The sequence below is a fragment of the Kitasatospora nipponensis genome, assembly GCF_039528135.1.
Lineage (GTDB): Bacteria > Actinomycetota > Actinomycetes > Streptomycetales > Streptomycetaceae > Kitasatospora > Kitasatospora nipponensis.
Genome location: NZ_BAAALF010000219.1, coordinates 1 through 12,539 on the forward strand (window position 1 = coordinate 1; position 12,539 = coordinate 12,539).

Below are 12,539 nucleotides of genomic sequence, written 5' to 3' on the forward strand. Positions count from 1 at the left end.
CCAGCACAACGCGACGTCCCCCCACCCGAAACCGGATGGGGGGACGTCGCGCGTTCGTCGCGGTGGTGTCAGCGGCGGATCAGACCTGGCCGGCCTTCTCCAGCGCGGCGCAGCAGGTGTTGACCAGCAGGCGGGTCACCACGTACGGGTCGACGTTGGCGTTGGGGCGGCGGTCCTCGATGTAGCCCTTCTGCTCCACCTCGACCTGCCACGGGATGCGCACCGAGGCGCCACGGTCGGAGACGCCGTAGGAGTAGACGTTCCACGGGGCCGTCTCGTGCTTGCCGGTGAGGCGGGCCTGGATGTCGTCGCCGTACTGGTTGACGTGCTCCAGCACGATGTCCTGGCTGGCGCCGAGCGACTCGCACGCGGTGATGATCGCGTCGTAGCCCTCACGCATGGCCTTGGTGGAGAAGTTGGTGTGCGCGCCCGCACCGTTCCAGTCGCCGCGCACCGGCTTGGCGTCCAGGGTGGCGTCGATGCCGAACTCCTCGGCGGTGCGGTAGAGCAGGTAGCGGGCGACCCAGAGGTGGTCGGAGACGGTCAGCGCGTCGACCGGGCCGATCTGGAACTCCCACTGGCCGGGCATGACCTCGGCGTTGATGCCGCAGATCGCCAGGCCGGCCTGCAGGCAGCGGTCCAGGTGCAGCTCGACGATCTCGCGACCGAAGACCTCCTCCGCGCCGATGCCGCAGTAGTAGCCGCCCTGCGGGGCCGGGAAGCCGCCCTCGGGGAAGCCGAGCGGGCGCGAGCCCTTGAAGAAGGTGTACTCCTGCTCGATGCCGAAGATCGCCTCCTGCGCCTCGAACTGCTCGGCGATCGGGCGCAGCAGGGCGCGGGTGTTGGAGACGTGCGGGGTGCCGTTGGTCTCGTTGACCTCGCAGAGCACCAGGATGTGGTCGCCACCGCGGATCGGGTCCGGGAAGGACGCGACCGGCTCGAGAACGCGGTCCGAGGCGTGGCCCTCGGCCTGGTTGGTGGAGGAACCGTCGAAGCCCCAGGTCGGCAGCTTGTCCGCGTTGGCCAGGATCCGAGTCTTGGAACGGAGCTTGGCGGTCGGCTGCGTGCCATCGATCCAGATGTACTCGGCCTTGATTGCCACGGCGGTTACCTCGCAACTTGAGTGGTGGGTGCCCGCGTAGCGTCGCAAGCCGCCGTTTCCCCGTTGTTCCTCTCATGTAACCAGCATGTGAACCGACTGTCCGAAATGGCACCCTCACGCTCCGACAGTGTCACGGGACATGACAGGTCGCCGAGGTCGCCCGGATTCGCCCGGCTCCTCAGTGCCGGCGGGCGGTGGGACGGCGCCGCCGGGCCGCGATCAGCACCCCGCCACCGCCGACGAGCAGCGCCGCCCCGGCGCCGACCAGCGTGCCCGTGCCGCTGCTGCCGGTGAACGCCAGCGCACCGGAGGGCGAGGCGGAGCCGCGGGGCGCGGCCGCCGCCGGGGAGGAAGAGGAGGTGGCGGCGGAGGAAGGGGAAGAAGGGGAGGCGGGCGACGCGGCGGACGAGGTCGCGGCGACCGGGACCGCCGGCGCACTCGGCGGGCCGGAGGTGGTCGGGCTCGCGGCGGCCGGGGCGGGGGTGCCGCCACCCGGCTTCTCGCAGCTCACCGAGCCGACCGTGATGGTGCCCTCCACCTTGGCGATGTTGAGGTTGAGCGGATCGAGCGCGACCCGCACCGAGAGCGCGGAGGCGGCGGCCGTGGTGGAGGTGGTGGTGCGCTGGGAGAACTCCACGTCCACGCTGCCGATCCCGGGGACGTCCAGGTGGGTGGGCCCGTACAGGCTCAGCTTGACCGCGTGCCCGAGCACGGTGAGCTTCGCGGGGGCGGTGACCGTGGCGGTCGGCGGACCGTCCACCGGGCAGTCGGCCTCGGTACTGAGCGCGTCCAGGCCCAGCAGGGTGGTCAGCGGCAGGCCGGGCGCGTGCACGTCGGCGTCGACCAGCCGAACGGCGGCCGAGGCGCCCCGGGCGTCCGCGTGCGCGGTCGCGTGGCCGAGGTCCGCGTGCAGCAGGGTGACCGGCCCGGGCTGAGCCAGACCGGCCACCGTGGCCGTCAGCAGCGATCCGCTCTGCTCGGCGGGCGCCTGGACCCGGTTCAGCGCGAGGTCCACCGGGACGTCCACCGTGCTGTTCAACAGGCTGACGTGCAGGTCCAGTTCGGCCGTCGTCGCGTGCGCCTGGCCGACCGCGCCGCCGGGACCGCTCGCGCCGCCGGGGCCGCTCGCCCACGCCGCGACCGGCCAGGTGGCCAGCGCGGTGGCCAGCGCGGCGCCGGCCAGGGCGGTGGTGGTGCGGCGGACGGGACGAGCGGCGGACAGCACGGGTGGTACCCCCAACGGGACAGCGGGTGAGCAGGGCGAGCGGCCATCCTCGTGCGGACGGCCCGCCCCAGCGGCAACTCCCCTCACCAGTTCACTCGTTGGGATGAAGAAGGACGGATCGGGGCCCTAGCATCGGGCTCACGGCACCACGCACCACGCCACGCACCGACCTACTCACCACGCCACGCACCGACCCACTCACCACCCAGGAGACGCCCGTGCTGCCCGTCGCGCCGGACCAGTTGATCAACGCCCGGATCGCCCGGTCCTCCCTGGGCCCCCGACCGGGCTTCGGCAACCCGTTCAGCAACCTCAAGGCCCAGGGCGTCTTCATCGAGAACCCCTGGGGGCCGGTCAACGTCACCCAGATCGGCAAGCCGACCGGCACCGGCACCTCCGAGATGCGCTCGCCGATGGCCCCCGACGCCTCGATCTTCGGGGTCATCTCGCCCAAGCAGAACTTCGCGCTCGGCCTGGGCGGGAACGCGCTGACGCCCGCCGAGGCCGACCGGACCTTCCTCGAGTGGGGGCGCGACCGCGCGCAGATCGTGCCCTTCCACGCGGTCTGCGACGGCTTCGCCTGCGCCACCATCGCCATCCTGGTCGCCACCAACTCGCCGCTGCTACCCGGGACCTCGGTGGAGTGGTTCGGCTTCGTGCAGAGCGGCGTCCGCGGCCGCGGGCACGCCTTCGCGGTGGTGGACCGGCCGGCGGCCAGCAACCCCGCCGACCCGACCAGTTGGGGCAACACCTGCCTGGTCGTCGACCAGTGGTACGGCCTGCAGGCCGGCTGCGCACCGGCGTTCGCCCTCAACGGCCCCACGGGCAACGCCGCCTTCCTCGCCCTGCTGACGGCCGGCGGCACCGCGGTGAAGCGGGTGGCCGGGTTCACCACCGGCGCCTACCCCTGGCTCAAGGTCCGCGAGGTCGACTGACCCCGGCCGGGCGGGACCCAGCCCTATCGCCCGGAGTGGGTGATCGCCGCGGTGTCCACGTAGAGCCCGGCGAAGGCGGCGACGGCGGAGGTGAGCGCCGGCACGGCGTCCACGTGCCGCGGGAAGACCAGGACCGCGGCGCCGGCCGACACGGCGGCGAGCAGCGCCAGGCCGGCCAGACCGTTCCAGACCGGACGTCGCACCGTGCGCCCTGGGTTGATCACCAGGCCGAGCAACGCGGTGACCAACCCCGAGGCCACCTGGGTGAGATCGGGCAGCGCGGTGTCGCCGTCCCAGGCCAGCACGCCGAGGAAGAGCATCAGCAGCCCGAAACCCAGCGCCGCCAGCCCGGCCGCCGGCCCTACCGGCGGCCCGGCCACCGCCGGCGCGGCAGCCACGGCGGACGTGCCGGCCGCCGCCCCAACCGACGAGGCCACCGGCGAGGCCGGCACCTGCGGCTCGGGCGGCGAGGGCGGCGCCCCGGCGGCGGCCTGCGGCTCGGGCGGTGAACTCGGCTGCGGGACCGTGGTCATGACGCTCTCCCTCCACACCGCGCCACCCCGGCGCGCGCTCTCCCCCAGCAAAGCGCTCCGGCCGCCGCGAGTCCACCGGCCGGACAGCCCGGGCCCGGCTCCTTGCGACCGCGACAGGCGGAGGAACCCCGGGCGCCGGCCACAGCCGGCCGGTCCCGAGGAAGGCGCGGCGAACTGACGATCAGTACCCTGATCCCCGATCAGTCCGCGACCGGGGGAGTTCTCAGCACATGCAGCACCGCGCGATCCCAGCCATGCTCGCCACCACCGCGGCCCTGGCCCTGCTCACCGCCTGCGGCAGTTCGGGCGGGGCCGGGGCCGGCGGTGACGCCCGCCCGCCCGGTCCGTCCGTCCCGCAGGTGACGGCCGGTTCCGCGACGCCGGCCCGGCAGAGCTACGACCCGCCGACCGCCTTCGACCAGGCCATGGGCGTCCCGATGCCGCCGGCCGCGTCCCTGGGCAGGGTGACCCTGGGCGGCTCCGTCGTCAAGCCGCTCCCCGTGGCGCTGGACGGCCTGACCGCCTACGTCGCGGCCACCGACGGTCTGCAGGCGGTGGACGTGACCAGCGGCAAGGTGGTGGGCGGCCTGGCCCCGGCCAACCCCGCGCTGCGGCCGAGCAGCACGCTCTCCAACGACAACCCGGCCACCGCCCCGGTCATCGCCACGGTGGGCGGCCGGAGCGAGGTGCTGGTGGCGTTCCTGGAGAAGGTGCCGGGCCAGGGGACCACGGCCGGGCACGACGCCATCGAGCTGGCCGCGATGGACGCCGGCACCCACCAGAGCGCCTGGACCCTCTCGCTGGACGTGCCCGACGGGGTGCTGGACCCGTACGACACCCGGTCCACCGGCACGCTCCTGGGGGTGCGCGGCAGCACGGCCGTGCTCCAGGTCGCCGACAGCTCGCACGGCGCCGCACTCGCCGTCGACCTCACCGCACGCAAGCTGCTGTGGCAGCAGACCTCCTTCACGCCGAAGGCCCTGACGGACTCCGGGGTCGTCGGCATCGTGCCCAAGGACCCGGCCGGCGTGCAGCAGAACGTCTCCGCGCTCGCCCTCGCCGACGGCCACCCGCTCTGGAACTCGCCGAAGGACAGCTACCAGACCGCGATCGCCCCGGCCGGCCCCACCACGGTCGCCGTCTGGGACCGGGACTACGGCAGCGGCAAGTCCGAGGCCCGCCTGCTGGACGCCGCCACCGGCCACCCGACGGTGGACCTCGGCACCGACCTCACCGGCACCGACTGCCGCTACGACGACCGCTCGGTCACCGTCTGCAGCACCGGCGGCACGGTGGTCGCGGTGGACGCCACCACCGGCCAGCAGCTGTGGAAGCTGCCCGACGACGCCGCGCACCGGGTCGCCCCGAAGGTCTCCGCCGTCTGGCACGGCCTGGTCTACGGCACCACCGAGAACGGCCCGGTGATCCTCGACGCCCGCTCCGGCGCGGACCACCCCGGCACCCCCGCCGCCGCCCCGGTCCTGGTGAACGGCTACAGCGGGCTGGCCCTGAGCGACAAGCAGGACGGCCTGTTCGCCTACCCGGCGGTCGGCTGACGCCCGTCCGTCGGCCAACTGACGCCCCACGCACTGGCCCCGGTCCAGTTCATCGCCACTGACCTCGCCACGTACCGTTCGTGGGGCAGTTCATGGCGCCACGGTGGAGATCGCGTGATCATCCCCTGCGGACGGACGATCGGAACTACTCTGTGAGCCGCTGCTTTGGAGGGGGACCGAGGTGGAGCTGCTCGGGGCCGGTGATCCGCGACGGATCGGGCCGTATGTGCTGATGGGCCGTCTGGGCGCCGGCGGCATGGGGGCGGTGTACCTCGGCCGGTCGGCCGGCGGACGCACCGTCGCGGTCAAGGTGGTGCGGCCCGGGCTGTCGCAGGACCCCGGGTTCCGCGACCGGTTCCGCCGCGAGGTGCACGCCGCGCGGCGGGTGTCGGGGGCGTTCACCGCCCCCGTGGTGGACGCCGATCCGCAGGCGGAGACGCCGTGGATGGCGACGGCGTTCGTGGTCGGCGTGTCGCTGCACCAGGCGGTGACGCGGCACGGTCCGTTACCCGAGGGGACGGCACGGACGCTGGCCGCCGGGCTGGCCGAGGCGCTGGTCGAGGTGCACCACGCCCAGTTGATCCACCGCGACCTGAAGCCCGCCAACGTGCTGCTGGCGCTGGACGGCCCGCACGTCATCGACTTCGGGATCTCGCAGGCGGCCGACGGCACGGCGCTGACCACCGGCGGGGCGGTGATCGGTTCGGCGCCGTACATGTCGCCCGAGCAGGCGCTCGGCCACGAACTCACCGCGGCCAGCGACGTGTTCTCGCTCGGCGCCACCCTGGCGTTCGCGACCTCGGGCCGCAACCTGTTCGGCGACGGCGCGTCCGCCGCGGTGCTGTTCCGCGTGGTGAACACCGCTCCGGACCTGAACGCGATACCGGCGTCCCTGCGCGAACTGGTCGCCGCGTGCCTGGCCAAGGACCCGGCGCACCGCCCGACACCGCGTCAGGTCATCGAGTTCGTCTCGCGCGAGGGCCGCACCGGCCCGACGGCGAACTGGCTGCCCCCGGCGGTGGCCGGCGACGTGGCGGCGTTGCGTTCGGTCCTGACCTCGCTGCCCGAACCGCCGGCCAACGACGGACTGACCCTGCCGCACCCCGCCGGGGACTCCGGACGGCCCCCCGCGGACGCCGTGCCCGCCCGCGGCCCGCGTCGGCGGACGGTGCTGCTGGGCGTGGGGGGCGTGGTGCTGGCCGCGGCCGGGGCCGCGACCGCCGTCACCCTGTCGGCCGGTCACGGCACGGCGGGCACGGGTGGCGCCGGGTCCGGGGCCCGGGGCGGGGCGCGGAGCGGGGCGCAGGCGGTCCCGAGTCCCACGGCGACCACGCGCCCGACCTGGTCGGACGTCCGCGAGGGGGTGCTGTCCTGGAAGGTGAGCCCGAGCCAGGCCCAGGGCGACGGGCCGCGCCAGGTGCTCGCGGCCGGCGGCCTGGTGCTGGTCGTCTCGTTCCAGCACGTCCGGGCGCTGGACGCCCAGGGGAACACCAGGTGGACGGTGCGGGCCGCCGACCACGGCGTGGGGTTCACCAGTACCGACCGGCCGCAGCAACTGGCCGCGGTGGACAACGGCGTGCTGTACGTGGGCGCCACCGCCTGGCCGCCGGACGTCACCGTGCCGACCCCGGCGCCCGGCATGCAGCACGGCGGGCTCGTCCTGCTCGCCATCGACCTGGCCGGCGGCACCGTCCGCTGGAGCACCGCCTGCGACCAGCAGAACCTGCTGGGCGCCTTCCGCCTGATCGGCGTCGCCGGGAACCGGGCCCAGCTGGTCGGCCTCGGTGACGGCCAGCTGCACCCCGGGCCGATCGCGGCCGGGAGCAGCACCAACGTCTGGGCGGTGGACCTCTCCTCCCGGCGGGGCGCCTGGTTCCACGGCGACTCCGAGACGCTGGTCTTCGAGGCGCTGCAGCAGGGCGGCGACCACTCGGTGGTCGCCAGCGGCGGCCACTGCGTGGCCCTGGACGCGAACGGCCGGGTCCTCTGGACGAAGAACCGGGCCACCAGCGTGGTCGCCGCCATCGGCGGGTCCTTCCTGCTCGCCGACCAGAACGGCGTGCCCGTCGCGGTCGACCCCTCGACCGGCGACCAGGTCTGGTCGGCACCCGGCCCGTTGCGCCCGTCGATCGACAACGACGCGATCGCGGTGAGCCCGGACGGCGGCACCTTCTACGGACTCTGGAAGGACCAGGACGGCGGGCAGTCGCTCGCCGCCCTCGACAGCACGACCGGTCACGACCGCTGGCGCACGCCGCTGCCCGCCCTCGCGCCGGACACCCGCAACACCGCCGGTGCCCGTCTCCTGCAAGCCGACGGGAACCTCTACTGGATGGCCGACGACGCGGTCGTCTGGGCCCTGGACCCCGCTGCCGGCACGCCGCGCTGGCGCTTCTCCGGCTTCAAGGGCACCGATCCGGCCGGCCTCGGATGGGCGGCCGGTGACAGCCGGCTCTGCGTCGTCGACCCCAACGGCATGGCGGTCGCCGTGCTGCCCTCGAACGGAGTGTGACGTGAAACCGCTGGAACCCGGGGACCCGCTGCGGCTGGGCCCCTACACACTGCAGGGCCGGCTGGGCACGGGCGGCATGGGGGCGGTGTACCTCGGCCGGTCGCCCGGCGGGCGCACCGTCGCGGTGAAGCTGGTCCGGGCCGACCTGGCCGGTGACGCCGGGTTCCGGGCCCGGTTCCGGGCCGAGGTCTCGGCGGCGCGCGCGGCGTCCTCGGCGTTCACCGCACCGGTGGTGGACGCCGACCCGGACGGGCCGATGCCGTGGATGGCGACCGCCTTCGTCCCGGGCATCTCGCTCCAGCAGGCCCTGGACCGGTCGGGACCGCTGCCGGAGACGACCCTGCGGGCGCTGACCGCGGGGGTCGCAGAGGAGTTGCGGAACATCCACGCGGCCCGGCTGACGCACCGTGACCTGAAGCCCGGCAACGTGCTGCTCGCGCTGGACGGCCCGCACGTCATCGACTTCGGGATCGCCCGGGCCGCCGACGGGACCGCGCTCACCACCGCCGGGGTGATCCTCGGCACGCCCGCGTTCATGGCGCCCGAACAGGCCCTGGACGAGGAGGTCCGGCCGCCCGCCGACGTGTTCGCGCTGGGCGCCACCGTCGCCTGCGCCGCGAGCGGTGCGAGCCCGTTCGGCGGCGGCACGGCGCTGGAGATCATGATGCGCGTGGTGGACGCGGAACCCGACCTGGGCGCCGTGCCGCCCGCTCTGCGGCCGCTGGTGGCGGCCTGCCTGGCGAAACGGCCGCAGGAGCGGCCGACGCCGGCCGAGATCGTCGCGGCCGTCGAGCGGTCGGGCGGCTCCACCGCCCACGGCAACTGGCTGCCGCCGGTCCTGATCGCCGCCGTCGAGGAGGCCGCCGCGGTGATCGGCCCGGTGCCGCTGCCCGCCCCGCAGCTCTTCGTCTCCCCCACCGGTCTCACCGAGCCGCTCGCCGCGGCCGCGGGGCCCCAGCCGGCCGGTCCCGCGGCCGCGTTCGGCCCCACCGTCGATCTGAGCCCGGCGGCGGACCGCACGGGGCCGCTCGGCCGGCGCCGGCCGCTGCTGGGCATCGGCGGCGGGCTGGTGCTGGGCGGGGCCGCGGGATCGGCGGCCGCGCTGCTGCTGCGCCACACGCCCTCGAAGGCGACCACCCCGTCCGCCGCGCCCGCGCCCTCGCCCGCCGCCGCCACCACCGACCCGAGCCGGTCACTGGACACCAAGGTGACCGCCACCCCGGTGTGGACGGTCCCCAGCGAGCCGCTGGCCCAGGTCCTGACCACGAAGGACAAGGTCATCGCGGTCGGTCAGAAGCAGATCTGGGCGTACGACCGCTCGGGGGCACGGGTCTGGGGCCCGATCGCCAACACCTTCTCCGAGGCGAACATGGGCATCGGCGGCCTGCCGGCGCTGGTGACCGGTGACCTGCTCTTCGCGGCGAGCCACCTGACCGACCACGCGCTCAGCGCCATCGCCCTGGACACCGGCAAGACCGCCTGGACCGTCGGCAGGCCCGGCCGGACCGTCATGGTGGCCTGGCTCCCGGGAGCCCTCAACGGCATCGTCTACGTCACCGGCAGTATCGCGGCCGCGATCCCCACCACCGGCACGGCGACGTACAGCCCGCCGTCCGACTTCCTGTGGGCGGTGGACCCCTCGACGCGTCAGATCCTCTGGGAGGTCCCGCTCCCTTCCCAGTCCTGGCTCACCCGGCGGATCCTGGTGCCGTCCTCCGGCACCCGTCTGGTGCTGACCAGCTCCAACACCGACCGGACCGCCCCCAAGCTCTCCGACGTGGACACCACCGGGGGCGGTCGGAGCAACTGGACGCAGAACGCCCCGGGCGCCGGCACCCTCACCGACATGTCCTCCTTCCTCGTCCCCTTCAACGACGGACCGCACTGCTCGGCCAACGGCCTCTTCCTGTACGCCTCGGACCACCTCTACGCGGTCGATCCGGCCAGCGGGAACCTGGTCTGGCACACCCGTCAGCAGAGCATGTTCACCTCCGTGGTCGCGTCCCCCGACGGCACGACCGCCTACGCGGCGGGCACGGACGGCAAGGGCAACACCCAGGTCCACGCCGTCGACACCGGCAACGGGGAGCTGCGCTGGGCCGGTTCGGTCCCCGTGTCGGCGCTCGCGCCGATCGCCGCCCTGCAGTACGCCGACGGCACCCTCTACCTGTGGGTGGGCGGCAAGCTCTGGGCACTCGACCCCGCGACCGGAAACGCCCGCTGGACCTACGAGTTCGGCGGGGCCGACCAGTACGCCGCCGCCATCCCGCTCGGCTGCGGTGGCGGCCGGGTCTACGCGACGGGCGAGAACGGGCTGGTGGCCCTGAACGCGACGGGAAAGGCGGACTGAGGCTGCTCCCGTTCCCGACGATCCGTCAAAATCACTGTTAACAAGGGGAGTCTCTGCATTAATCTGAGCTAACGCGCTGCCCGCTGCCGTGACACAGGAGGTGGAGAGATGGTTCAGACGTACACGAATGACCGGATGCCGGGTGGTCTCAAGGGCGCGCTGGTGGTGGTCTGGTTCCAGGCGGTCGTCAACGTCGTCTTCGCGATGAACCTGTTCCACGAGCACCGCACCGACCTCGACAACGGCCGCACCGACGACAGCGGCTTCCTCCTCACGTCCGCCTGGGGGACGCTGGGGATCGCGGCACTCCTGGCGGCCGGCGCCCTGGGTACGGCGGCCCGCCACAACTGGGCGCGGCGCACCGTGATCACGCTGGAGGCGCTGAACATCCTGGGCGGCGTGGTCGTGGTGCTGCTCGGCGGGGTGGTGCCGGGCCTGCTCGCCATGGTGGTCTCGGCGACGGTCATCGGGGGCTTCGGCTCGACGAGGGCGGTCGCCTGGATCTGGGGACGCTGACCTCTGACGGCTGAGCGCCGGGCCCGACGGGCCCACCGCGTGCGCCCGGAGCCCGGGGGTGCCGGCTACATGCCGTGGTCCTCGCCGGTGCAGGCGTCGAGGTAGCGGGTGGCGTCGAAGTGCTGGCCGTGCGTGGGGAAGTACCACGCGATCGCCCGGTACGCCGGGTGGCCGTTGCAGGTGCCGAGGTCGAAGACGACGACGTCGGCCGGCGCCGGGGTCCCGGCGGCCACGCTCTGCCCGGGGCCGACGTACTCGGCCGTGCCGGTGCCGGTGGCCGACGCACCGCCCCAGGACGACCAGGCCAGGTGCTCCACCAGGCCGGTCGGGTCGCCACCGTTGAACACGGTGGCGGGCCGCGGCTGACCGTAGCCCTTCTGCCCCGACGCCCACGACGTACCGAGCACGGGCACCTGGGCCGGCCGGGAGGCGGTGGGCGTGGCGGTGGCGGTGGCCGTGGGGCGGGTGGTGGCGGTGGGGCGGGTGGTGGCGGTGGCCGTGGCGGTGGGCGTCGGCAGCGGGCGCGGTGTGGCGCTCCCGGTGGGGGCCGCGGTGCCGTTGGTCTCGTCCGGGCCGCAGGCGGTCAGGGCGAGGGCGACGAACGCGGTGACCGCAGCGGCTGCGGCGAGACGGTTGACCTTCATGGCGATACCCCCGGGAGCGGTGAGCGATACCGACCGGCCGTCAGCGGCCGGTCACTCGTCTCCACGCGCCAACTACCGCCGTGGATCCCCCCGTTGCGCTCCTGTGACGAAGGCCGGACCGCTCCGGGTCGTTGTCCCGGGCACCCCTCCCCCGGGCACCCCTCCCCCGGGACCCGCCCATCCGGCACCCACGGTTGACCCGTCCACCCAGAACGTCCTGTCCCGGCCTGGGGGCGGCGCCGACGTCCGATGCGGGACGCGGGCACCGGCACCCGGGCCGGGACAGGACGAGGAGTCGGGCTGATGGGGCCCGTGTCAGACGGCGTACCAGGCGGACCAGCTGTGCGTGTCCCAGTTGGCGTTGATGCCGTAGATCTTGCGGGTGGCCGACGCGGGGTGCGGGCGGACGGCCGTCCTGCAGGAACGGCGGTCGGGACGCTCGGCACCACGGCGGTGCAGCCGGCGGCGGGGCGGTGCGGCCGGCGGTGGGCCGGCGTTGGGGCGGCGCTCCTCGCGCCGGGCACTGCGGATCGGGCGCACCGCGGATCCGGCCCCCGGGAAGGCGGGGAGCGGGCGGATCAGCCAGCGATGTCGGCACCGCCTGCGGGCACGGGCGGCAGGTAGCGCCGCGTCAGCAGGGGGGAGGCTTCGTAGCAGCGCCGCAGGAGGGCGAAGGCCCGGTCCTCGGGCCCGGTCGCGGCTCTCGCGGCGATGTCGACGGTCGCGAGGTAGAACAGCAGGTCGACCCGGTTGGACTCGCAGCGGGCGGCGACGTGTTCGAGGCGGTCATGCTCGGCGGCGTGCGCCCAGAGCGCGGCCGTGATCTCGGCGGATTCCCCCCGGCTCCGCGAGGGGTGGCCGGGGCGTCGCTCCAGGACGGTGTAGACGATGTCCACTCACCATCAGCCCCACTGCAGATCGGCGGGGGCGGCGACGGCCGGGGCGACGGGCTGCGTGGGAGCCGGCGCGGCCTCGGCCACGCCGGAGGTCAGTGCGAGAGCGGCACAGAAGAGGACCGCGACCGCGGCGGCCTGGGAGATTCGGGTGCGGATCATGGTGGTGATCTCCTTCTCGGATGGAACGGGGGTGTTGGCCGGTTTCGCGTCCCGCGGTTGACGCTCTGTCCGGTTGCCGTCCGGGCTTCTTCCCTGCCGGCGATCACCAGT

General features: G+C 74.3%; 12 protein-coding genes. 5 read left to right on the forward strand and 7 right to left on the reverse strand.

Annotated elements, in window-relative coordinates; all coding sequences use genetic code 11:
• Positions 1-79 precede the first annotated feature (79 nt).
• Both glnII and ABD323_RS35380 read right to left on the reverse strand, forming a co-directional pair.
• Positions 80-1,102, reverse strand: coding sequence for a glutamine synthetase (gene glnII / locus ABD323_RS35375; protein ID WP_344446188.1), 1,023 nt, complete (start codon positions 1,100-1,102; stop codon positions 80-82).
• A gap of 178 nt (positions 1,103-1,280) precedes the next feature.
• Positions 1,281-2,327: a hypothetical protein gene (locus tag ABD323_RS35380; RefSeq protein ID WP_344446189.1), complete on the reverse strand. Its 1,047-nt coding sequence runs from the start codon at positions 2,325-2,327 to the stop codon at positions 1,281-1,283.
• A gap of 218 nt (positions 2,328-2,545) precedes the next feature.
• On the opposite strand from ABD323_RS35380, the gene ABD323_RS35385 reads away from it, so the two are divergent.
• Positions 2,546-3,262, forward strand: coding sequence for a hypothetical protein (locus ABD323_RS35385; protein WP_344446190.1), 717 nt, complete (start codon positions 2,546-2,548; stop codon positions 3,260-3,262).
• Positions 3,263-3,285: 23 nt separating this feature from the next.
• Here ABD323_RS35385 and ABD323_RS35390 read toward each other — a convergent pair whose 3' ends face one another.
• Positions 3,286-3,795 carry a hypothetical protein gene (locus tag ABD323_RS35390; protein ID WP_344446191.1) on the reverse strand — a complete coding sequence of 170 codons (510 nt, stop codon included), beginning with the start codon at positions 3,793-3,795 and terminating at the stop codon, positions 3,286-3,288.
• Positions 3,796-4,049: 254 nt separating this feature from the next.
• Between ABD323_RS35390 and ABD323_RS35395 the strand changes: the two genes are divergently transcribed.
• The 4 genes from ABD323_RS35395 (at position 4,050) to ABD323_RS35410 (ending at position 10,729) form a co-directional block, all read left to right on the forward strand.
• Positions 4,050-5,351: an outer membrane protein assembly factor BamB family protein gene (locus tag ABD323_RS35395; RefSeq protein WP_344446192.1), complete on the forward strand. Its 1,302-nt coding sequence runs from the start codon at positions 4,050-4,052 to the stop codon at positions 5,349-5,351.
• A gap of 181 nt (positions 5,352-5,532) precedes the next feature.
• The gene (locus ABD323_RS35400) at positions 5,533-7,863 is read left to right on the forward strand and encodes a protein kinase domain-containing protein (RefSeq protein ID WP_344446193.1); all 2,331 of its coding nucleotides are present in this window, start codon (positions 5,533-5,535) and stop codon (positions 7,861-7,863) included.
• Position 7,864: 1 nt separating this feature from the next.
• A complete protein-coding gene (locus ABD323_RS35405) occupies positions 7,865-10,213 on the forward strand; it encodes a protein kinase domain-containing protein (RefSeq protein WP_344446194.1) in 2,349 nt (782 codons plus the stop codon).
• Positions 10,214-10,321: 108 nt separating this feature from the next.
• Positions 10,322-10,729, forward strand: coding sequence for a hypothetical protein (locus tag ABD323_RS35410; protein ID WP_344446195.1), 408 nt, complete (start codon positions 10,322-10,324; stop codon positions 10,727-10,729).
• Positions 10,730-10,794: 65 nt separating this feature from the next.
• Here the strand turns inward: ABD323_RS35410 and ABD323_RS35415 are convergent, their stop codons facing one another.
• The 4 genes from ABD323_RS35415 to ABD323_RS35430 form a co-directional block, all read right to left on the reverse strand.
• Positions 10,795-11,373, reverse strand: coding sequence for a hypothetical protein (locus ABD323_RS35415; RefSeq protein ID WP_344446196.1), 579 nt, complete (start codon positions 11,371-11,373; stop codon positions 10,795-10,797).
• Positions 11,374-11,688: 315 nt separating this feature from the next.
• A complete protein-coding gene (locus tag ABD323_RS35420) occupies positions 11,689-11,913 on the reverse strand; it encodes a hypothetical protein (protein ID WP_344446197.1) in 225 nt (74 codons plus the stop codon).
• A gap of 38 nt (positions 11,914-11,951) precedes the next feature.
• Complete coding sequence (locus tag ABD323_RS35425; RefSeq protein WP_344446198.1) at positions 11,952-12,269, reverse strand: hypothetical protein; 318 nt, start codon at positions 12,267-12,269, stop codon at positions 11,952-11,954.
• Positions 12,270-12,275: 6 nt separating this feature from the next.
• Positions 12,276-12,428: a hypothetical protein gene (locus ABD323_RS35430; RefSeq protein ID WP_344446199.1), complete on the reverse strand. Its 153-nt coding sequence runs from the start codon at positions 12,426-12,428 to the stop codon at positions 12,276-12,278.
• Between the last annotated feature and the right edge of the window lie 111 nt (positions 12,429-12,539).